The organism is Candidatus Saccharibacteria bacterium oral taxon 488, assembly GCA_010202845.1.
GTDB lineage: Bacteria > Patescibacteriota > Saccharimonadia > Saccharimonadales > Saccharimonadaceae > Nanosynbacter.
In genome coordinates, this window is record CP047921.1 from 335,656 (window position 1) to 354,472 (window position 18,817).

The 18,817-nt window shown below is 54.1% G+C and carries 24 protein-coding genes and 1 tRNA gene; 9 read left to right on the top strand and 16 right to left on the bottom strand.

Annotation, left to right across the window (positions count from 1 at the left end):
- Nucleotides 1-4 precede the first annotated feature (4 nt).
- Complete coding sequence (locus tag GWK78_01690; protein ID QHU93741.1) at nt 5-1,441, bottom strand: sortase; 1,437 nt, start codon at nt 1,439-1,441, stop codon at nt 5-7.
- A 110-nt stretch (nt 1,442-1,551) separates the two neighbouring features.
- Between GWK78_01690 and GWK78_01695 the strand changes: the two genes are divergently transcribed.
- Nucleotides 1,552-1,638: transfer RNA gene (locus GWK78_01695), tRNA-Leu, on the top strand.
- A gap of 86 nt (nt 1,639-1,724) precedes the next feature.
- Here GWK78_01695 and GWK78_01700 read toward each other — a convergent pair.
- The 8 genes from GWK78_01700 to GWK78_01735 all read right to left on the bottom strand — a co-directional run bounded on the left by GWK78_01700 (nt 1,725) and on the right by GWK78_01735 (nt 8,360).
- Nucleotides 1,725-2,375 carry a hypothetical protein gene (locus tag GWK78_01700; protein QHU93742.1) on the bottom strand — a complete coding sequence of 217 codons (651 nt, stop codon included), beginning with the start codon at nt 2,373-2,375 and terminating at the stop codon, nt 1,725-1,727.
- A gap of 62 nt (nt 2,376-2,437) precedes the next feature.
- Nucleotides 2,438-3,229, bottom strand: a complete 792-nt coding sequence (locus GWK78_01705; GenBank protein QHU93743.1) for a hypothetical protein — start codon at nt 3,227-3,229, stop codon at nt 2,438-2,440.
- Nucleotides 3,195-3,929 (bottom strand): HAD-IB family hydrolase, encoded by a 735-nt coding sequence (locus GWK78_01710; protein ID QHU93744.1) that lies wholly within the window; start codon nt 3,927-3,929, stop codon nt 3,195-3,197. Before GWK78_01710 ends, GWK78_01705 begins: the two co-directional genes overlap by 35 nt.
- A 48-nt stretch (nt 3,930-3,977) precedes the next feature.
- Nucleotides 3,978-4,586, bottom strand: coding sequence for an NUDIX domain-containing protein (locus GWK78_01715; GenBank protein QHU93745.1), 609 nt, complete (start codon nt 4,584-4,586; stop codon nt 3,978-3,980).
- 24 nt (nt 4,587-4,610) lie between these two features.
- Nucleotides 4,611-5,417, bottom strand: a complete 807-nt coding sequence (locus GWK78_01720) for a hypothetical protein (protein QHU93746.1) — start codon at nt 5,415-5,417, stop codon at nt 4,611-4,613.
- Nucleotides 5,418-6,302 carry a D-alanyl-D-alanine carboxypeptidase family protein gene (locus GWK78_01725; protein QHU93747.1) on the bottom strand — a complete coding sequence of 295 codons (885 nt, stop codon included), beginning with the start codon at nt 6,300-6,302 and terminating at the stop codon, nt 5,418-5,420.
- Nucleotides 6,299-7,099, bottom strand: a complete 801-nt coding sequence (xth, locus tag GWK78_01730; protein QHU93748.1) for an exodeoxyribonuclease III — start codon at nt 7,097-7,099, stop codon at nt 6,299-6,301. The genes GWK78_01725 and xth overlap by 4 nt, the downstream gene beginning before the upstream one ends.
- 7 nt (nt 7,100-7,106) lie before the next feature.
- Nucleotides 7,107-8,360: a glycosyltransferase gene (locus tag GWK78_01735; GenBank protein ID QHU93749.1), complete on the bottom strand. Its 1,254-nt coding sequence runs from the start codon at nt 8,358-8,360 to the stop codon at nt 7,107-7,109.
- A gap of 44 nt (nt 8,361-8,404) precedes the next feature.
- On the opposite strand from GWK78_01735, the gene GWK78_01740 reads away from it, so the two are divergent.
- Nucleotides 8,405-9,727: a glycosyltransferase gene (locus GWK78_01740; protein QHU93750.1), complete on the top strand. Its 1,323-nt coding sequence runs from the start codon at nt 8,405-8,407 to the stop codon at nt 9,725-9,727.
- Here the strand turns inward: GWK78_01740 and smpB are convergent.
- The 5 genes from smpB to GWK78_01765 all read right to left on the bottom strand — a co-directional run bounded on the left by smpB (nt 9,675) and on the right by GWK78_01765 (nt 12,033).
- A complete protein-coding gene (smpB, locus tag GWK78_01745; protein QHU93751.1) occupies nt 9,675-10,154 on the bottom strand; it encodes an SsrA-binding protein SmpB in 480 nt (159 codons plus the stop codon). The two genes, GWK78_01740 and smpB, sit on opposite strands and share 53 nt — an antisense overlap.
- 30 nt (nt 10,155-10,184) lie before the next feature.
- A complete protein-coding gene (locus GWK78_01750; protein ID QHU93752.1) occupies nt 10,185-10,616 on the bottom strand; it encodes a hypothetical protein in 432 nt (143 codons plus the stop codon).
- A 7-nt stretch (nt 10,617-10,623) separates the two neighbouring features.
- Entirely contained in the window at nt 10,624-10,815 is a 192-nt protein-coding gene (locus GWK78_01755) for a hypothetical protein (protein QHU93753.1), read from the bottom strand.
- 37 nt (nt 10,816-10,852) lie between these two features.
- A complete protein-coding gene (locus tag GWK78_01760; protein ID QHU93754.1) occupies nt 10,853-11,422 on the bottom strand; it encodes a hypothetical protein in 570 nt (189 codons plus the stop codon).
- A 131-nt stretch (nt 11,423-11,553) separates the two neighbouring features.
- Nucleotides 11,554-12,033 carry a hypothetical protein gene (locus tag GWK78_01765; protein QHU93755.1) on the bottom strand — a complete coding sequence of 160 codons (480 nt, stop codon included), beginning with the start codon at nt 12,031-12,033 and terminating at the stop codon, nt 11,554-11,556.
- A gap of 104 nt (nt 12,034-12,137) precedes the next feature.
- On the opposite strand from GWK78_01765, the gene GWK78_01770 reads away from it, so the two are divergent.
- Nucleotides 12,138-14,132 (top strand): ATP-binding cassette domain-containing protein, encoded by a 1,995-nt coding sequence (locus GWK78_01770; protein QHU93756.1) that lies wholly within the window; start codon nt 12,138-12,140, stop codon nt 14,130-14,132.
- A gap of 72 nt (nt 14,133-14,204) precedes the next feature.
- Here the strand turns inward: GWK78_01770 and GWK78_01775 are convergent, their stop codons facing one another.
- Nucleotides 14,205-14,492: an NrdH-redoxin gene (locus tag GWK78_01775; protein ID QHU93757.1), complete on the bottom strand. Its 288-nt coding sequence runs from the start codon at nt 14,490-14,492 to the stop codon at nt 14,205-14,207.
- Nucleotides 14,493-14,555: 63 nt separating this feature from the next.
- Nucleotides 14,556-14,792: a hypothetical protein gene (locus GWK78_01780; GenBank protein QHU93758.1), complete on the bottom strand. Its 237-nt coding sequence runs from the start codon at nt 14,790-14,792 to the stop codon at nt 14,556-14,558.
- Between the two features lie 39 nt (nt 14,793-14,831).
- Between GWK78_01780 and GWK78_01785 the strand changes: the two genes are divergently transcribed.
- From GWK78_01785 to GWK78_01810, 6 genes are all read left to right on the top strand, one after another.
- Nucleotides 14,832-15,104: a hypothetical protein gene (locus tag GWK78_01785; GenBank protein QHU93759.1), complete on the top strand. Its 273-nt coding sequence runs from the start codon at nt 14,832-14,834 to the stop codon at nt 15,102-15,104.
- 62 nt (nt 15,105-15,166) lie between these two features.
- The gene (locus GWK78_01790; protein ID QHU94261.1) at nt 15,167-15,934 is read left to right on the top strand and encodes a F0F1 ATP synthase subunit A; all 768 of its coding nucleotides are present in this window, start codon (nt 15,167-15,169) and stop codon (nt 15,932-15,934) included.
- A 32-nt stretch (nt 15,935-15,966) separates the two neighbouring features.
- Nucleotides 15,967-16,179 (top strand): H(+)-transporting ATPase, encoded by a 213-nt coding sequence (locus GWK78_01795; GenBank protein QHU93760.1) that lies wholly within the window; start codon nt 15,967-15,969, stop codon nt 16,177-16,179.
- 15 nt (nt 16,180-16,194) lie between these two features.
- The gene (atpF, locus tag GWK78_01800; GenBank protein QHU93761.1) at nt 16,195-16,743 is read left to right on the top strand and encodes a F0F1 ATP synthase subunit B; all 549 of its coding nucleotides are present in this window, start codon (nt 16,195-16,197) and stop codon (nt 16,741-16,743) included.
- A 2-nt stretch (nt 16,744-16,745) separates the two neighbouring features.
- Complete coding sequence (locus GWK78_01805) at nt 16,746-17,282, top strand: hypothetical protein (GenBank protein ID QHU93762.1); 537 nt, start codon at nt 16,746-16,748, stop codon at nt 17,280-17,282.
- Nucleotides 17,283-17,290: 8 nt separating this feature from the next.
- Nucleotides 17,291-18,817, top strand: a complete 1,527-nt coding sequence (locus tag GWK78_01810; GenBank protein QHU93763.1) for a F0F1 ATP synthase subunit alpha — start codon at nt 17,291-17,293, stop codon at nt 18,815-18,817.

Genomic DNA, 18,817 nt, shown 5'->3' on the forward strand with positions numbered 1-18,817 from the left:
TGCTTTATTCTTTGGCGCCGAATAATCGCTCAAGCAGTGTTGGCGATGGCTTACCCGGGATAGCGGCGGATCGAGTGGTGACTGGCTCGGTCGATTTGGTAGCACCAGATGGGTCGGGGCTGATTTGCTCGGCAAAGACCAGCAGGCGTTTTTCGGCGGTGCCAAGCGGTACACAGCTGATCAAAGTGAGCATCGGCTTATCGGTTTGAATTTGGACACGGCTGACCTCGTTTGGCAGGACGACTTCTTTTTTGGTGACGGCGTAGGTGTAGCGCTTGCCCTGGTAGTGCATGTAGATGATGTCGTCTTTGACGAGCTTTTCGTTTTGGGCAAAGACAAACTTATAGTCACCGGCAGCGAAGGCATCGTTAGAAGAGTGTGCCGAGAAGACGGCATTACCAACTTGGCCAGGCACGGCGTTAGCGCCAGCGATCGCAAAGTGAGCAGCGCCCTTCTCCATTGCTTTCATTTGAGCGTTATGGTCGGCCGCGTTTACGCCATAAATGACCGGCACATCAACGTTGAGCTTGGGGATGATCAGCCGTGGGTCGGGGCCAACAGCCGCGCTGCTTGCTGGATTAACGATGATGTTTTGTGGATCAACATTGCCCGGGGTGGTGTAGGCGGCGGCGATACCGAACAGAACGCGGTTGTACTGCAAAAAGACGAATGCTAGCAGCACCAGTACGCCTGCCAGTGCCGGGATGAAATGGCGTGACTTGGTGACTTTTTTGGCCTTGTCGCGGACGGTCTGCTGGATCTGGGCACGGAGGCGCTTGATGGGGCTTTGGGCGGACAACATATCGGTCATGGCCGGCGCGGCAGCGGTGTTGGCGTCGCGAGCAGACTTGACCAGCCGGTCAAATTCCTGTTGCTTTTGATCAAGGTGCGAGGCATAATAGCGCTCGTAGTACATCTGGTAATATTTTTGCCACGAGCTGTGGTACTGCTTCCACTGATCGGCGGTGATTTGCGGCTGATGAGTGGGAGTTTTGGCCGGGGCGGTCGGTTGCGGCTGTGTGGTTGGTGGCGCGGCGGTGGGCTTGTCCGTTGACTTGTTCGCTGGTTGGGGCTGGGGTGACTCGGTGATGTGAGCGGGATGAGCGGGAGATGACGCTGCAATCGGCTGGGTCGGTTGTGCTGCCGGTGGCGCGGTGTTCAGGGCGTGCGGGCTTGGCGTGCGCGGTGGCGGCGTGACAGTGGTGCGCTCGGTCGGTTCTGGATGTGGCTGCTCTATAGGGCGCGGTTGAACCACCGGTGTGGTGTGTGGCGTTGATTCGGTGCCGCGACCGCCGTAAATAGCATTGATTTGATCACGAATAACATTGGCGGCAGCAGCTTGCGAGCCGGAATAATCACGTGGCGGCGGCGTAAGCGGACGAGGTTGACTCGAGATTGGCGCTCCCACTCGCCTGCCAAACTGATCGTCATGAGGATTCATCACCTCTTATTATACGGGAAAACGCCGGAAAGATAAAGCATTCGGGCTCTTGCTGATGTGGTAGCGGCCGTGGTATAATTACCCTCGGATGACTTGGGGCGTTCTCTCGTGCCGCGGTGGCGGAATTGGTAGACGCGCTAGACTCAAAATCTGGTGAGCAATCGCTCGTGCCGGTTCAAGTCCGGCCCGCGGTACCAGAGGTCGCCTCACAATTCATTTAATTTTTATTCCCGTTTTTGTAGCGGGAGTTTTATTGATGGCAATACTTCACAACAAGGTAGCGCTAGGGACGGGAGTGGTGGCTATTCCTTCTGTTTCTTTGGTCTCGTTGTGGCGGAGGTGTATGGTCGGTAGCTCGTGGAATAAAGTGGCCTTCATTACCAAAAATGAACTTGATAAAGGGTTTTTCGTCAAACTCTTTACCCAAGAGGTTGTTCTGCGTGATGCCGCCAACGATGATGGTTGGGTCTGTTGGTAGCATATTTTCTGTCCAGTGGATTACTTGTCGTCGACTAACTCCTCTAGGAATCTTGGCAATGGTGACGTGTGGCTTGAATTTTTTATGGTGAGGAGTGGTAGCCCCTGCTTCTATAAATGCTTGCTTGATACATCGTCTTTCTTCCCGCGGTAAAGTTTGGCTGAGGTCGTTGAATACCAGAGTGAGTGCACACCCTCCTAACATACGAGCACCAACTACGTTGAGCTCAAGGCTCTTTTGTGATTGCTCTGGTAGATGAATGCGCAGTCTAGATGGATGTAGGACCTTTGGGTATTCTCGTGCGCCTAGGATAGTAAGATGACGCTCCTCGGGTTGCGTTGGTTTTATGGGGTTGTCATTCAGTCTACTAAATCGTTCCTGTATCTCTTGAGTAAAATCTGGATCTGACAGAGGAAATTCAGCCACAGGATGGTAAATCAGGCATTTTCGTGACATAGCTATCCTTGTTATACCGCGCAGTTTATAAATCGTCAAGAGCTGGTGGGAACCGCCCTGGTTTATACGCTAGCGGCCATGCTGGTGCTGATGGCTGCCAGCGGTGCCTCCGGCGACCACAAGAGGTAGCTGGCGGCGCGCGCAGCGGTTTGTCCGCGCCAAAGCTGCATTGGCTCGGCCCAGGCTTGGGTGATGACTTCCCCGCCCCGTGCGATGACCAATTGATCGGCGTGAAAGACTGCTAGCGTGACTGGATAGGTGATGGTGAATTTGTGCAGCGCCTCGACTAGTTGCGCCAGCTGCATGCTGAATGTCAGGATTTTTGGATAGTAGACGCTGCGAAACAGTTTCTGTACTTGGGCGAACGAGGCGACAAAGACGACGTGGGGATTATCGAGGATGGTGGGAAAGCTGTTTTGCACCAGGTCGATGGCGTCGCGGCTCAGTACGATCGGCCGGTGGTACTGGCGCACAAACTGCTCGTACAGCGCGGCCGTTTCGCTATTTTTGCCGGCGTCGCCGATCAGCAGCATGACGTTAGCCCACTCGCCGAGGGCGGCTAATTCGCCTGCTGCCGCGCCACTGAGGCCGCCGGACGGATTGGTCGGCGCAAAGAGAACGTCGGTCATCGCTGCTGGCACGGTGCGGCGCAATGTGTCGGGTAGCACGACTCGCACTTCGCCTGCCCCGGCGTCACGTGCTGCCTGGTAGCTGGTTGCCACCGCCGCAAAGCCGAGTTTGTTGCCGCCAACGATCCCCAGCCGCCCGGCCTGGTCGCGGCGCTCTGGCCGATTCCATTCAACGTCGGGAAACAGCGGCTTAGATTTTTCCTGCTTGCGCCAAAAAGTATCCATGTTTGCCTTTCTTGAGTTCAAACACCACGCTTTTACGCTCCAGGACAATTGGCCAGCCGTTGGTTTTGGCAATTTCAAGTAGTTTTTCCGTTGGATTAAAGACGACGGGATGCTCAACCATCGCCAGGAGGTGCCGATCGCCTTCGCTGTCACCAAAGGCATAACTACCAGTGAGCGTTAGCCCGTGCTTATCAATAATTCCTTGGAGGATCTTGTCTTTATTGGTATACGTTTTGGTGATGATTGTGCCGGTAAATGTGTCGCCGCGTCGTTCATACACCTGAGACGCCCAGGCGTCAAAGCCGTATTTTTTAGCAAATGGCTCGACTAACTCTTGCTGCGAACCAGAGATAGCGATCAGAAAATAGCCCGCCTGCTTTAGCTCGCGTAGGCGATGCCGCGTGTAGGTGTAAACGTGGTCGAGCTCCCTCTCGACAATGCTACTTACCACCTCGTCAAACACCGCGGTCGGGATGTTAGCGAGCGAGCTGGCAATAGCGTTGACCAAACTCAGTTCGTACTCATCATAGGCGTCTTTTGACTCTCGCCGTTTCCAGCTGAGCAATTTTTGCTGAATGATCGAGGCGTGGACCTCGGGGATGGCGCCAGCATCAATCAGTCCAAGCACCAACTGCCGGTACAGCCCGCCACGAATAAGCGTACCATCGATATCAAAAACTGCGAATTTCTGCTGCTTCATCGCTTGATTATCTCGTATTTTTGGCTTCTTGGCAACTTAGCTGGCGCGCTACATTGATAGGGTTTGATGTATGCTCTCTGGTAGCCGAGGCTGATGAGGCTGCCATGGATCATCAGCGTGAGGCCGTGCAGTCTGAAGTGTTGCCAGGCTGTCGGTTATGGTGAGGTCATAGCAAGCTTTGCGTCCAAGGATAGCCGCGATGATCCAAAGCCTGTCATTTGGCCACATTGTTTCCAGGGGCAAGTGGTTGACGAGTGTTCCGTTTGTGAGCTTATGGCCGACAGTAAACCATGCTGGCCGCATCTCCTCCGTCTCCTCGGGCGTTCCCTGCCAACTGAGGCAGCGCGACAAGTAAATGACCATCGGCTTGCCGCTTCCCATAACAGTCAAGATGCCCGTCGGCTCAATGGCACTGGGGTCTGCCTCGAGACCGGATTCTTCTTTGAGCTCACGGACGGTGGCGTCGAGTGGAGTCTCTCCTGGCTGAAGTTTACCGCCAAACCCATTGAGATAGTTGACGCCATGCCCACGCTTTTTCATACCGAGTAGCACCTCGTCATCCCTAACAGGAAAGGTAATGGTCGCTTCTTGGCATCGTGTGCCAGGCGACGCTTCGGTGGCTAGTTGAGTAATCACGGGAGGGGCGAGCTCTGACATGAGCTTACTATATCATGAATGAGATTACTTGGCAACTGATGTATTGTCGCGTAATTTGACCATGTTTTGGTACACTTCGTCAAAGGTCAGCCCTGATTCGTGGATGAGGCTGGCTAGGTCTTTGCCGACATAGCGGAAGTGCCAGGCTTCGCTGGCGATGCCGGTGATTTTTTCCTTGCCCTTCGGATAGCGCAGAATAAAACCGTATTCGTGGGCGTGGGTGGCGAGCCAGCCGGCGGTTTTTGGATCAAGTGCGCAGTCGCTGAAGCGGGCCTTGCATTTCTCGGAAAAGCTGGTTAAGTCAACCGCTAGGCCCAGCTGATGCTCGCTGTGGCCAGGCTTGGCGACATATTCGTCAGTGTGGGCGGCGCCGTTTTTGGCGGTGGTTTCAGTGCGGACTTTGGCTTGGGCGGTGCCGGAGCGGTAAGCGCTAGAGACGAGGACCGGCAGCTTGGCTTTGGTTGCAGCCTGACGTAGTTGCTCCAGTGGCTCTTTAACCATCGGTTGCACGCGCTTATCATCTATCCACGCTGGTGTGCCATCAGTAATATCAGTCAGCGGCGGCTCAAAGGCTGGGTCGATGCCTTGCTTGCCCGAGACATAAGACCAGATTTTCCCGGTTTGTAAATACTTCCACGACGGAAAGGTCAAGTCGCGATTGGTGCGGTCAAGGCGGATGGTGACCGGCTGAAAATTATACAGCGGCGAATTAGCGACCGACGCCGACGTTTGGTTGACGAGCTGCGTGCCGCCATTGATCATCAGTAGTGTTAGTGTCGTCCAGGCCGCCAAAACCATGGCCACGACTGCGCGCCCCACCCCGTGCTTCATTTATTGTGTTCCTCGCTGTTTGAGTTTGGTCATTGCTTCTTCAATATACGACCAAGCCTCCTCCATCGTCAAGCCCGACTGATGCAGAGCGCCCGCTAGTTCCCGCCCGACGTAGCGAAAATGCCATGGCTCGTATTGATAGCCGGTGATCGATTCCTTACCCTTCGGGTAGCGCAGAATAAAACCGTATTCGTGGGCATGAGCGGCTAGCCATTTGCCGGCGGTGGTTCGTTCGAAACAATCATCCACCCAGCAGGTTTGATCGGCGCCAGCAAAGTCGACGGCTAGGCCTGATTGGTGTTCGCTGTGGCCGGGGCGCGAGCTAAAGCGGCTGGCTTCGGCCTCGCCATGTCGGCGGGCGTAGCTGGCAAAGAGTGAGGCTTGGGTGGCGTAACTGCGGTAGCCTGAGCCGACGCGGAGGGTGACGCCGGCGGCGCGGGCAGCGGCGACTAATTTCTCGAGATCAGGCATGAGGACGGCGCGGAGCGAGCGCTCATCCTGACCGCGGCCGGGTAATGTCGGCACGCTGACGAGGCGGAGGTCGCTGGGCTGATAGCGAGGATTGGCGAAGGCTCGGGATTTGTTAGCAATTTTCCAGAGATCGGCGTCATCGGCACTGTTGACAATGCGAGCGGGGATCGGTGTAGCGTTTGGCAGAGCGATGGTAATTGGTGCAGCTGGTGCTGGAGTTTTCGGGCTGTCGGGATCTTTTTCTTTGGGTGTCGGCGCGGGCTGCTCTTGGCTGATAGGCTGCTGGGCAGTGGTACGCGGCGGGTTGAAATGACGGAGGGTGAAATAAGTCGCTACAGCACTACTGGCGATGATCAGCACGGCACCCAGGCCAAGGAGCAGCTTACGTTCCCTCAAGCGTTTGGTAATTTTCATACCTCAACCTCGATGCTCACCGGGCAGTGGTCACTGCCCATTTGTTCGGCGTGAATCTCAGGATTTTTGACACGCCCGGCGATTTCGCGCGATGCTAGCCAATAGTCAATCCGCCAGCCGACATTGCGCGCCCGGGCGTTGGCCCAGTGCGTCCACCAGGTGTAAGCTTCGGTCTTCTCAGGGAAAGCTGCCCGGAAGGTATCGACAAATCCAGCGTCCAGATAATTCTGAAAACCTTCCCGCTCCTCGTCAGTGAAGCCGTGCTTGCCGACATTAGGCTTTGGATTTGCCAGGTCAATTTCTTGATGCGCCACGTTCATATCGCCGCAGTATAGCACTGGCTTGACTAGCTCCAATTCCTCCAGATAGGCCAGCACTGCCGGATCCCATTGTTCATGACGTAATTTCAGCCGGCTTAAATCCCCTTTCGAATTTGGTGTATAACAGGTCACCACCCAAAAATCGTCGAACTCGGCAGTGATGATACGCCCCTCGTCCGCCGGATTGCCATACTGATCGCCGGTTAAATTAAACCGCTCAATGATGTGTGGCGGCAGCCCGTCGCGCCAGTGTAGCGGCCGGATTTTTGAGAAAATCGCTGTGCCGGAATAGCCTTTTTTGGCGGCTGAATAGAAATGCTCGTGATACTCGGGCAAATCGATTTCTACCTGGTCGCGGGCGGCCTTAGTTTCTTGCAGGCATACAATGTCTGGATCGTACGTCTGCAGAAAACGGGCAAACTCACCCTTGTTGATGACGGCGCGGATGCCATTGACGTTCCAAGAGAATAATCGCATAAACCTATTATACCGTACGTGCTATCAAGTCGCGGTAAATTGTTAGATATTGGCTGGTCATATGTTCCGGGCTGAGCTCAGACGCCAGGCGTGATGAAGCGTGCGCCATCTGACGGCGCCGTGTATCGTCGGCCATTTGACACATCGCCGCCGCCAATTGCTCGACTGACGGGTCGCGCGCTAAGATACTGTTATCTTTCGTGGTGCCGACGGTTAGTCGCGGGTCGCAGTAGATGATCGGCAGTCCCGCAGTCACCGCTTCACCGATGGTCATGGCCTGAGTGTCAAAGCCGTGTGAGGCCAGGACAAAGACGTCGGCATTGACGAACGCCTCAGCCATCTGCTTGACGCACGAGACATGTCCGTGAAAGACAATGCCCTGGTGTTTTTCGGCGAGCAGTCGGAGCTTGAGCTGTTTGCCGTCACCGATGATGTGCAGTTCGGCGTTTGGCAGGTCGGCTTTGACAAAGGCGCGGATAATGGCGTCGACGCGTTTTTCAGGCGCCAGGCGGCAGACGCTCAAAAAGCGGATGGTACGGTCGGTGCGGTGGCGTTCTGTATGGGCAATGGCGTGGCTGAGAGTAGGGTTGACACCGGTCGGTACGATGTGCGAGCGCTCGTCCAGCCACGATGCGCAGTCGCTGATTCGTTGGGTCATAAAGTCAGCCGGCGCAGTGAAAGCATCGACGCGCGAGGCGACGGTCGCCATGGTGTGCCAGTCAAATCGGGCCAAGATCCCCGGTGCGTCGGGGCTTTTCGGTGCAAAGAATACTGGCTGGTCAAGCCGTTTATCAGCGATCATCGAAATCATTGGATTGATCAAAAACAGATAAGCCATCGACCCCCAAAACGCACCGAACGGCTGCGACGTGTGGGTGCCGGCGAGATTGGCGTGAAAGGTGTGAATGTGAGGGATGTCCTGCTCTTTGGCGATGCGCGCTGCCAACATCAGGCCGCCCCGCTCCGTTTGGCTGTGGATGATATCAAAGCGGTGCTGGCGGCAGATACGCCAGGCGCTACGCCGGCCGCATTTGAGGACGCACATGTGCGAGGGCGTACCGGGGATGTAGAATGAGGGCACAGCGATGGTTGTGCAGCCAGTTGGTCGCTCCAAAAAATGTCGCGGCGCGAGCAGGGTCACCTCGTGCCCCAAGCTAACCAGTTCGCTAATTTGCGTCTGGATCGACCGTCCGATACCGCCAGATGCCGGATAAAAATCGTCAGTCACCAATGCGATCCGCAGTCGCTGCTGTCTCCTCATAACTTACCCTATTATACCATCTTGTGATATAATGGCAGAATTGTATGCGTGTAGGTTTATTCACTGATACCTATCGACCGTCGATTAACGGCATCGTCTTTGTGGTCGAGTCGCTCAAGCGCGAGCTCGAGGCGCTGGGTCATGACGTCTATGTGTTCTGCCCCGCCAAGTCGATAAATCCGGCCAAGCAGGCTGAGCTGCTCAACGAAGATCCGGATTCGCACATCGTCCGCTTTCCGTCGATCAAGGGTGCGTTTTTTGATGATTACGATACGTCGGTGTTCTTCCCGCCGGCGGTGCAGCGCCGCATCAAAGAGCTGGAGCTGGACATCGTGCACATCTTTACGCCGTCGCAAATCGGGCTGGTTGGCGTCAGCGCAGCGCACAAGCAGCAGATCCCTTTGGTCATCCAGCACTGCACCGACATGTACGAATTTGCCGAGCACTATCCGGCGGTACTGCCGGGGATTTTGACGCTGGCTGGCGTGGTGCTACCACTGTCGATTAAACTGAGGGGCCGTGATTTATTTGAACTGGTCAAGCTATATCGGCCGCGTGGTATCACCAAATGGAACCGGGCCATCATCGAGCGCGTCATCACTATTCTCTACAGTAAAGCCGACGCCGTCATCGCCCTCAGCCGTAAAAGCGTGGCTCAGCTCAGCGGTTGGCAGGATGACGAGCATCTGTATGATTTGACATTGCTGCCAAATGGTGTCAATGCTCTGCCGCGGCCGTCAGCGGCTCAGCTCAAGGCCTTTCGGGCGCAGTGGGGTCTCAGGGCATCTGATGAAGTATTTGGTTTCATCGGGCGGCTGGGCGAAGAGAAAAACTTGCCGATTTTGATCCAGGCCTTTGACAAGTACGTCGCCAAGGCTCGCCCCAAATCCAAGCTGCTGTTCGTTGGCGATTTCGAGTACCGCAAAAAGCTTGAGGCGATGGCGGCCGAGAGTAAGTACGCTGATCGGATCATCTTTACCGGCGCTCTGCCGCGCGAGGAATTAGGCGTAGCCTATCAGGCGCTGGATGTGTTTTGCTTCCCGTCACTCAAGGATACGCAGGGCTGGGTACTACACGAAGCGGCGCACGCCCGCAAGCCGATTGTCATCATTGACACGCAAGTATCAGAGGTGGTGCGTGACGGCGTGAATGGTATATTCGTGAAAAATCGGCCCAAGAACATGGCGGATGCTATCATTACACTGCTGCGTTCGCCAGCGCGCCGAGCAAAGTTTGGCGCCGAGAGCAAAAAATTAGCGGCCACATTCACCGAGCGCCGCCAAGTTCGCAAATTAGAGAAATTATACCGTCGGGTTATCGCCCAGAAAGCTGCCGCCGCGTCTCGCGCTCTTGATCGCGGCGCTTGATGGTTTCGCGCTTGTCGTAGGTTTTTTTGCCTCTGGCGAGGGCGATGACTACCTTGATAAATTTGCCGCTGGTCAGTAATTTGGTCGGCACGATGGTCATGCCTTGCTGTTTGGCCTCAGAAAAGCGCGTTAATTGGCGCTTGCTGACTAATAATTTCCGCGCTGAGGTATCAATGCTACGGGCGTTGGCTTGACCGCGAACATTAAGTCGCAGCGAAAAACTAGCATTGTTCAGCCACAACTCACCGCCGCGCAGGCTAACGAATGCACCTTTGAGCTGGACATGCCCTTCCCTGGCCGCGCGCACCTCCATGCCCGTCAGTACCAGCCCGGCCACAATCTCCTCGCCCAACTCATAGTCAAATCGCGCTCGGCGATTCACGACGGCTTGAGTGGACGGTTTTTTGGTCTTGGTGGGCTTGGTCACGTGAATTATTGTAGCATGTAGGATGGAGCCTTAGCTAGAAGAGGATTGGTCTGTCTGGGCTGCGTCCCGTTGCATCTGATCTAGAAGCGAGAGAAGTCTTTCATTGGGATCTTCCGGTGTGGTAATTTCCTCTTTTGCTAGAATCATCATACTAACCTGTAGCTTATTCATGACATCTGCGATTTCTCCCAGGGCTGCTTGCTTTTGCGACACATCTAATTCATCATCATGATATATGCTATCAACACGATCCAGAGACTCGTAATATAATTGGCGAAGTAACCCTGACTTGTCTGATGTAAAAATAAGCGGAAGGGGGCCTGGAAGTCCTGCTTCATTTAACAACACTTGACGCGCTAAGCGATTCTTTCCTTCTGTATTGTCTAGTAGTCCAGCTAGCTCACTTTCGAGGATGTTTTGGATAGCTTCAATAACAATCTCTGCGTAAACGAGGCATAGCATTGCCTGCTCAGGGTTTGGAGGGCTTAGAATTTTGCTGTCCGATCACATCAAGTTTGTCTGGGGCGTCGACTATGTAAATTTCGTTTGGATTAACTATATCAAGTTCGTGCTCAGACGGTGCACCAACGCTAGTGCCGCTGGCTGGGTATCTTTTATCTGTTGGCTCTTGTGATGCTCGTGGTGCCGTCTCTATATTCATACTTTTATACCAATAAATTTCGATTTGATTATTAGCGCTAGCCTGCTAGTTTAGTTAATTCGTCCTCAACGTCGTTTACTTTTGCTAACAGCTTAGTCCTTTCTGTGAGTAACCTCGTTAGCTTACTACGGCGTTTTTCCATTTCTGCTTCTACCGCAGAAAATTCTTTAAATTGTTTTATAACGCTGTCATTATATTCGAGTTTCTTGGAGTAGTCATCCAGTGTTGTTAGTAGATACTCAAGGTTGCTGTCCAGTTTCTCTTTGGGGAGTCGTTCTCTAACTACAGCAATATAGGCAAATACAGATGTGGCCGTATCTTGGATATCATTGTACAACTCTTCGCTGTATTTACCGGTAGCTACATTGAACTCTATAAGAGCGTTTTGTGCCGCCTCACGGTCGCCAGTTGCTGCCACTTTGGCAACGTAGCCAATAACATTGAGACTATCGGCAAAACTCAAGACGTAATTAGGGTCGTCTCTCTTGTCGACCTCTTTACACTTATCTCGTATGGCGTTAATTGTTGGGTGTGTTTGCCCCATGTCGTCAGTGAGACGAGGGATCTCCTGCATGCGTGCTGGGCGGTTTTTACTCATGGTTTCCATAGTTTTTAACTATAACATAAAATAATTTAAAAAGCAATAACAACGTATGTATCGAAGCATGCCGTATGCTGCACTTTGTAGCTGAAAGCATCGGGTATTATGTAATTGGCGTACACGTGTCTACCGAATATTTAGTGATCATCAACCGTCAAAGGTGGTTCATCCGTCAGAGCGCTGACTCGCACGGCGGCTACTATTCCTAGTTGTTTGATACCACTTGACCACTGATCTTTCCAAGCACGATTCTTTCTATTGGTCCTGTCTTTGGCCTTATGTATATCAACAATCAGCTGCAGCATCGTGTTGTTGAGCGTACCTTCAATTAGCTCGCCGTCAGCATCACGATCACAAACGAAGCCCTCAATCGCCTCGTTCATATTCTTGGTAATTTCATCCGTTGGGATACGGTGTCTGGCGTACAGGATGAGGGCTGTCATGCGCTTTAGGTTGTTTATCGTAATTTTTCGGGATTCATGTATTTCTGGATCACCTAACGCGTCTTTGGCTTGAGCAAAGATATCATCGAGGCGCGACTCATATCCTTTCATGATGGTCTCTATCGCTTCCGGCGTTTTTGCCGTGTTTGTTGGCGGTTTGTCGTGTATACCCATAACAGTATCATATCATATTTGCGTTTGTACCAGATGCGACTCTATCAATTCAAGAACGGTCCATCACCTCGGTCATAGGGGTAATATGCTACAATATCCCAAGCATGATAGCCGACATTCACATCACCGAGAAGAGTTTTGGCGACAAGACGTTGATGCGTGACGTCAAGTTTAGCGTGGACGACGGCGAGAAAATTGGCGTGGTCGGTCGCAATGGCGTTGGTAAGTCGACGCTGTTTGGGGTTTTGGCGGGCACGGATACCGACTACACCGGTGAGGTGATTTTCCGGCGCGGCATCACCGTGGCCAGTACGGCGCAGGAGCATCATGGTCTGGGCGATCAGACGGTGCTGAGCTACATTTTGGCGGGGCTACCGGAATATGCGAGCTTAAAGAAAATTATTGATGAATATCCCGAGACCATGGGCGATAATATGCGCAAAATCGAGGAGTATACTCAGGCGCTGGAGCGATTTGACCAGAAAGGGTTTTATCAGATTGAGGAGAAGATTGGGCGGGAGCTTGATAATTTTCAGCTGAGCGGGTGTGGCGAGCGGCCGCTTGGTTCCCTGTCGGGTGGTCAGAAGCGGCTGGTGGAGATCGTGAAGATTATGCATGCGGAGGCGCATTTGGCGCTGATTGACGAGCCGACCAATCACATGGATTATGTGGCCAAGCAGCAGTTCATCGACTGGATGAGTTCGCAGCCGCGCCAGGCCATGCTGATCATCACCCACGACCGCGATGTGCTGGGTCGGGTGGATCGAATTGTCGAACTCAAAGACGGCCGAGCGGTCAGCTACCGCGGTAATTATGACGCTTACCTCAAGCAAAACGCTCAGGCGACGGCGGCGGGCATGAATAATTTTGAGCAGGTCGAGAAGCGGATAACCAACCTCAAACAAAAGGTGCTGGATTATCAGCGGCTGAAGGAAAAGTCGCGCAACCCCGGTACCATCCAGAAGTTTAAGCGGCTGGAAAATGAAGCACGGGCGGAGCTGGCGGAATTATCAGAGATGGACAAGCCGACATTTTGGATCGATAAGGAGTCGGCTGGCCAGCTTGATTATAAATCGGCTGAGCGCTACGGCAAGTTCAAGGCGCGTAATATTCGCCTATCGATGAAAGACGCGGCCAGTCGCAGCCAGCATGTGTTGGTGCGGGTTGAGGATGCGGCAGTTGGCGTTGGCGAGCGGATATTGTTTGAAGGGGTAAATATTGATCTGCGTGAGGGCGAAGCGGTGGAGCTGCGCGGCCGCAATGGCGCTGGCAAGACGACGCTGATTCGGATGTTGCTGGGGCAGCGGCGAGGTTCGTACTCCAGCCTCTCTGATTCGCGGCAGAATTCGGCTCGCCCGTCTCGCAAACATCTTTCTCTTCAGGCCGGCGCGCCGCCAACTGATTCAGCTGGCGCTCTTGGCACGCCTTTGCCGGAAAGGCAAAGCCTTCAGAAAAAGAGTTTGACGAGCCAGCTCGAATGCACTCAGAAGAAATCTGAGATGCCACTCGCATCCAACGCGTCGACTGCGGCACCTCCTGCGCTGGAGGCTGTGGAGCATTCGCGAATAGCGAGTGCTCCAGCCGAACGCTCGCGTAGTATCTCCAGTGGAGATGCAAGCGAAAAGAGTACTCCAGCGCAGGAGCGTGGCGCTGGCGTCACCCCTATCCTCTACTCCGGCAACCTCTTCCTCGACCCGCAGGTGCGGGTGGGCGTGTACGAGCAAGAAATTGATGAGCGGTATTTGGCGGATCCATTGGAGGCAGCGATCGAGAAATTGTACCTCAGCCGCGACCTGCCGATTTCTGATACCAAAATTCGCCAATTACTAGCTGATTATCTGTTCACCGAAGCGGATCGGATGACGCCACTGGCGCGCCTGTCGGGTGGTCAGAAGGCACGCTTTCAGATCATTGCCATGCTGGCGAATGACCCGCAGCTATTGATTTTGGACGAGCCGACCAACCACCTTGACTTACCGAGCATCGAGGAGTTAGAGACGGCACTGGCGAAATATTCTGGCGCCATTTTGTATGTCAGCCACGATAACTATTTCCGCCAAGCAATCGGTGGCGAAGTCGTACAAATCGGTGCAGTATAAGGAGTGTGCTAATGAAAAACCTGCTGCCAGTAAGGTTACAAGCAGCAGGCATTGATACGTAAATAGCGATATCTACTCGCTTATCAAACCATTCTTCTTCAGCGCATCCTGAAGCTTCGGCCGGTCGAATCCCAGGATAATCTCGCCGCAGATATCGGTTACCGGCACGCCTTGAAAATTGCCGCCGTTCTTGCTGAGCAATTCTTCTTTGGCGCTTGGATCAGCCTCAATGTCCTTGGCGACAAAATCAATGCCGAGTTTTTTCAACCACTCCATCTCGGTGTGGCAGAATGCGCACCAGCTGGTGCTGTAGACAGTGACTTTAGCGTCTTGATGATTGGCCGTGTTATCTTCGCTCATAACTTCCCTCCTTATGGCTTTTCTCTATTGTAGCATAAGTACCGACATTCCGGCAATGCTAACCTAGTCTCGGGACGCGCGACTCGTTAAGTGCCAGCCGTCACACCCCCGGCAATAATACACGTCTAATTCTAGCTTTGGTGACACTAGCTCCTGCGTATCAGCCGCTCGCCTGGCGATCTGCTCGGTGGCAAAGCGGCGCTTGCGCCGGCAGGTGTCGTGATCGGTAGTTGTCAGCGTCGGCTTGACGAGCGTTCGGGCCGATTTTGGTTGGTTTTTCGGGTAATTTCGGCGTGGCATCTTGTCAAGAGTATAGCATGTTGCTATAGTGACAGAGTAATGGCTGAGAGACCAAGTGTTGAGAATGGTGTAACGACAGCGACGGAAGTGGCGGCGGCTCGGGTTATTCTCGGGACGATTGGCGACACAACGTGGCGGATGTTTGTACCGAGCATCGGCTGTACGCTACTAGGTGTATGGCTGGATAGCGTATTTGGCTTGAAGCCGTGGCTGATGTTTGCTGGCGTGGTACTTGGCTTTTTGGGCGCGTACCTGCTGGTGAATAAGCAGTTGGGACGCGTGAAACGAAAAAAGGAGCGTAAAAATATATGATGCAATTATTTGCCAGTGCCGGTCCGCACATTTCAGTCAAGGCTGATGAAGTAGCGAATGTTATGGGCGTGTCGATTACTAATTCGCACATGCTTGGCGCGCTGGGGCTGATCGTTTTAGTGTGGCTGATGTTTCGGACACGGGCGGCAGTGCTGGGCAAGAAAAAGCATAATTTTGCGACGCGGCTGGTACACTGGACATTTGATGGGCTGTACAATACGGTTTGCCAAGTCATCCCGGACCAGACATGGGCGCGTCGAGTGGCGCCGCTGTGCATCACTATATTCTTTTTCGTGGTGGCGCAGTATTGGCTGGGGCTGCTACCGATTGTCGGGCCGATTACTGTGGGTAGTCATGGTACGCCGCTGTTTCGCGGTGGTGTGGCCGACCTGAATATGACGTTTGGCCTGGCTATCGTGACCATTGTCGCTGCACAAGTGTACGCCTTCAAATACCTTGGCTTTAAGGGTAATATGGGCCGTTACTTTGTCAATCCGCTGCGCGATCCGATCATGGCGTTTGTCGGCATTTTGGAGTTGGTGGCGGAGTTTTCGCGCCTGCTGGGGCTGAGCTTCCGTTTGTTTGGTAATGTGTTGGCCGGCGAAGTGCTGCTGATCATGATCGCCTTTTTGACGCAGTTTATTTCCCCGGCGGCGCTCCAGCCGTTCTATCTATTTGAGTTGTTTATCGGCGGTATTCAAGCGTATATTTTCTTTATGCTGTCAACGGTATTTATTTCGCTGGGGCTGGCTCACCACGACACGCACGAGCCGACTGATCATGCTCATTCACCTGCTGATACGACGAAACTCGCGGCGGCGAATGATTAGAAAAGTAAAGTATTAAATAAAGGAGAAATTATATGAAAGAATTAGCATTTGCACTCACCTACGCCATTCCGGCTGCGCTGGCAGCGATCGGCGCTGGTATCGTCGGCGCGGCAGCGATGAACGCGGCTGGCCGCAATCCAGAGAAAATTAACGATTTACGCACCATGATGATCCTCGGTATTTCGTTCATCGACGCCCTGGCGATTATCGGTTTCGTGGCGGCTATCGTCGGCAAAGTTATGTAATTTGAGGGGTAAATTGTGGAGAGAATTTTGACACAATTTGCGAGTGCCGAAGCGCACGCGGCCGAAAAGGCTGACCTGTTCAGTTCACTGGGCATTGACTGGAAGCTGCTGATTTTACAAACGGTAGCGTTTCTGATCTTGCTGGTGATTCTACGCAAGTGGGTGTATCCGCCACTGGCAGCGATGCTCGACAAGCGCGAAAAAGACATGCGCACAGCCGAAAAGGCGGCGCAGTCGGCGCGTGATAACGCTGATAAGGCTGAAAAAATGACCAATGAGCTGATGCGAAAAGCCCGGGCGGAGGCCAGCGATATTGTGGCGGCAGCGCGCGAGGAGGCAGTCTCGGTCGTTGAGCAAGCCGCAGCCAAGGCGACTGCCAAGTCCGAGACCATCGTCAGTGCGGCACAGGCGGAAATTGCTAAGGAAGTTGAGCAGGCCAAGAAAGCGCTGCACAATGAAACGCTGGAATTGGTGGCTGAGGCAACGGGCAAGGTTTTGCACGAGAAAGTTGATGCTAAGACAGACGCCAAGCTGATCGCGACTGCGGTCAAGGAGGTCGCCTAGTCATGGCGCGGACGCTTCGGCGAAAGTTGGCACGACACGCGGCCGAGCGGCTGCTGGCGGGTGACGCAGCAGTGATTGATGAATTAGCGGCGCTGATCGTCCACGAGCGGCGCGAGCGAGAGGTTGATCTGTTGGTGCAGGATATTGAGGCGAAATTGGCCGAGCACGGGACGGTTGTGGCGACGGTGGAAAGCGCAACACCGCTGGACGAGGCGACGAAGGATGCAATTAAACGGCTACTATCATCTAACTCGGGTATGGAGTCGCTGACATCTGTGGAGGGTCGCTCTGCAGCCCGAGCATCCAGAAAGGACGCCCGGAGCGAAGCCCGCGTACCCGAAACAGATGGTAGCGACCGTGCCACTCAGCATGTCGAACTTCCTGATACGGAAGTCCCGAGCGATCGCATCGCTCAGGTGCGCCTGCGCGAAATCATCCGCTCCGAGTTGATTGGTGGGGTGAAAATTACCACGCCGACTCAAGTGATAGACGCGACGATTGCCAAGAAATTAAACGACTTGCGGGCGAAGAAAATCTAGGAGGAAAAATGAGCAAGATTGATGTGACAGAACTAGCCAAAAGCCTGCGGGAAAAAATCGCGCAGCTGGAGGCGACGGAAGGACTAGAGGACGCTGGTGTCGTCATCCGCGTTGGTGACGGCGTGGCGTGGGTGCACGGCCTCAGTAAAGCTGGCTACAGCGAAGTGCTAGAAATTGAGACTGATGGCGGCACAGTAGAAGCCTTTGCACTGAACTTGATGGAAGATGAAATCGGTGCGGTGATCCTCGGCGGCGAAGAAAAAGTCAAGGCTGGTGCCAGCGTCCGCCGCAAGGGTGCGGTGCTGGATGTGCCAGTTGGCGAGGAGTTGCTCGGCCGCGTGGTTGACCCACTGGGTCGGCCGCTTGATGGCGGACCAGCTATCAAGACCAAGCAGCGTGGGCTGATTGAACGCCCAGCCATCGGCGTGATGGGTCGCAAGTCGGTGCATGAACCATTGATGACCGGTATTATGTCGATTGACGCCATGTTCCCGATTGGTCGCGGCCAGCGCGAGCTGATCATCGGCGATCGCCAGACCGGCAAGACCGCCATTGCTATCGACACCATGATCAACCAGGCGCGGCAAAAGACCGGCGTGGTCAACGTCTACGTAGCGATTGGCCAGAAATTATCAAAGATTGCCCGGCTAGTTGACCGCCTGAAAGAAGAAGGCGTGATGGAGCAAACCATCGTGGTGGCGACCAGCCCGTCGGACGCGGCTTCCCTGCTGTACCTGGCGCCATATGCTGGTACGGCCATGGGTGAATATTTCCGCGACAACGGCGGCCATGCGCTGATGATTTATGACGATTTGACCAAGCACGCCGTGGCCTACCGTCAGATGTCGCTGCTGCTCCGTCGTCCACCGGGACGCGAGGCGTATCCTGGTGATGTGTTTTACCTGCACTCTCGCCTGCTGGAGCGTTCAGCCAAGTTGTCAGACGAATTGGGCGCTGGTTCACTGACTGCCCTGCCGATCATCGAGACTCAGGCTGGCGACATCTCGGCCTACATTCCAACCAACGTGATTTCCATTACCGACGGTCAGATTTTCCTCGAGACCGATCTGTTCTACCAAGGTATTCGCCCAGCCATCTCCGCTGGTCTATCAGTCTCCCGCGTTGGTGGCGCCGCTCAGACTAAGGCGGTTAAGTCGGTCGGCGGTAACTTGAAGCTCGGTCTTTCGCAGTTCCGTGAATTGGCTAGTTTCGCGCAATTTGGCTCGGATCTGGATGATGCGACCAAGGCGCAGATTGACCGCGGTCAGCGCCTGACTGAGCTACTGAAGCAGCCACAGTACCAGCCGATGAGCGTCTGGGAACAATTTGTCAGCATCCATGCAGTGACCAGCGGTGCCTTTGATAGTGTGCCGGTCGCTAAAATTAAGGAAGCGCAGGCTGGTCTGCTAACGTACCTCTGGAACAATGCCAAGGACGCTATGCGCGAGCTAAACAAGGGCGCCAAGCCAACTGACGAACAGCTCCGGGTCATCGACGAGGCAACCCAAGTGGCAGCGAAAGGCTTTGAGGAGTAA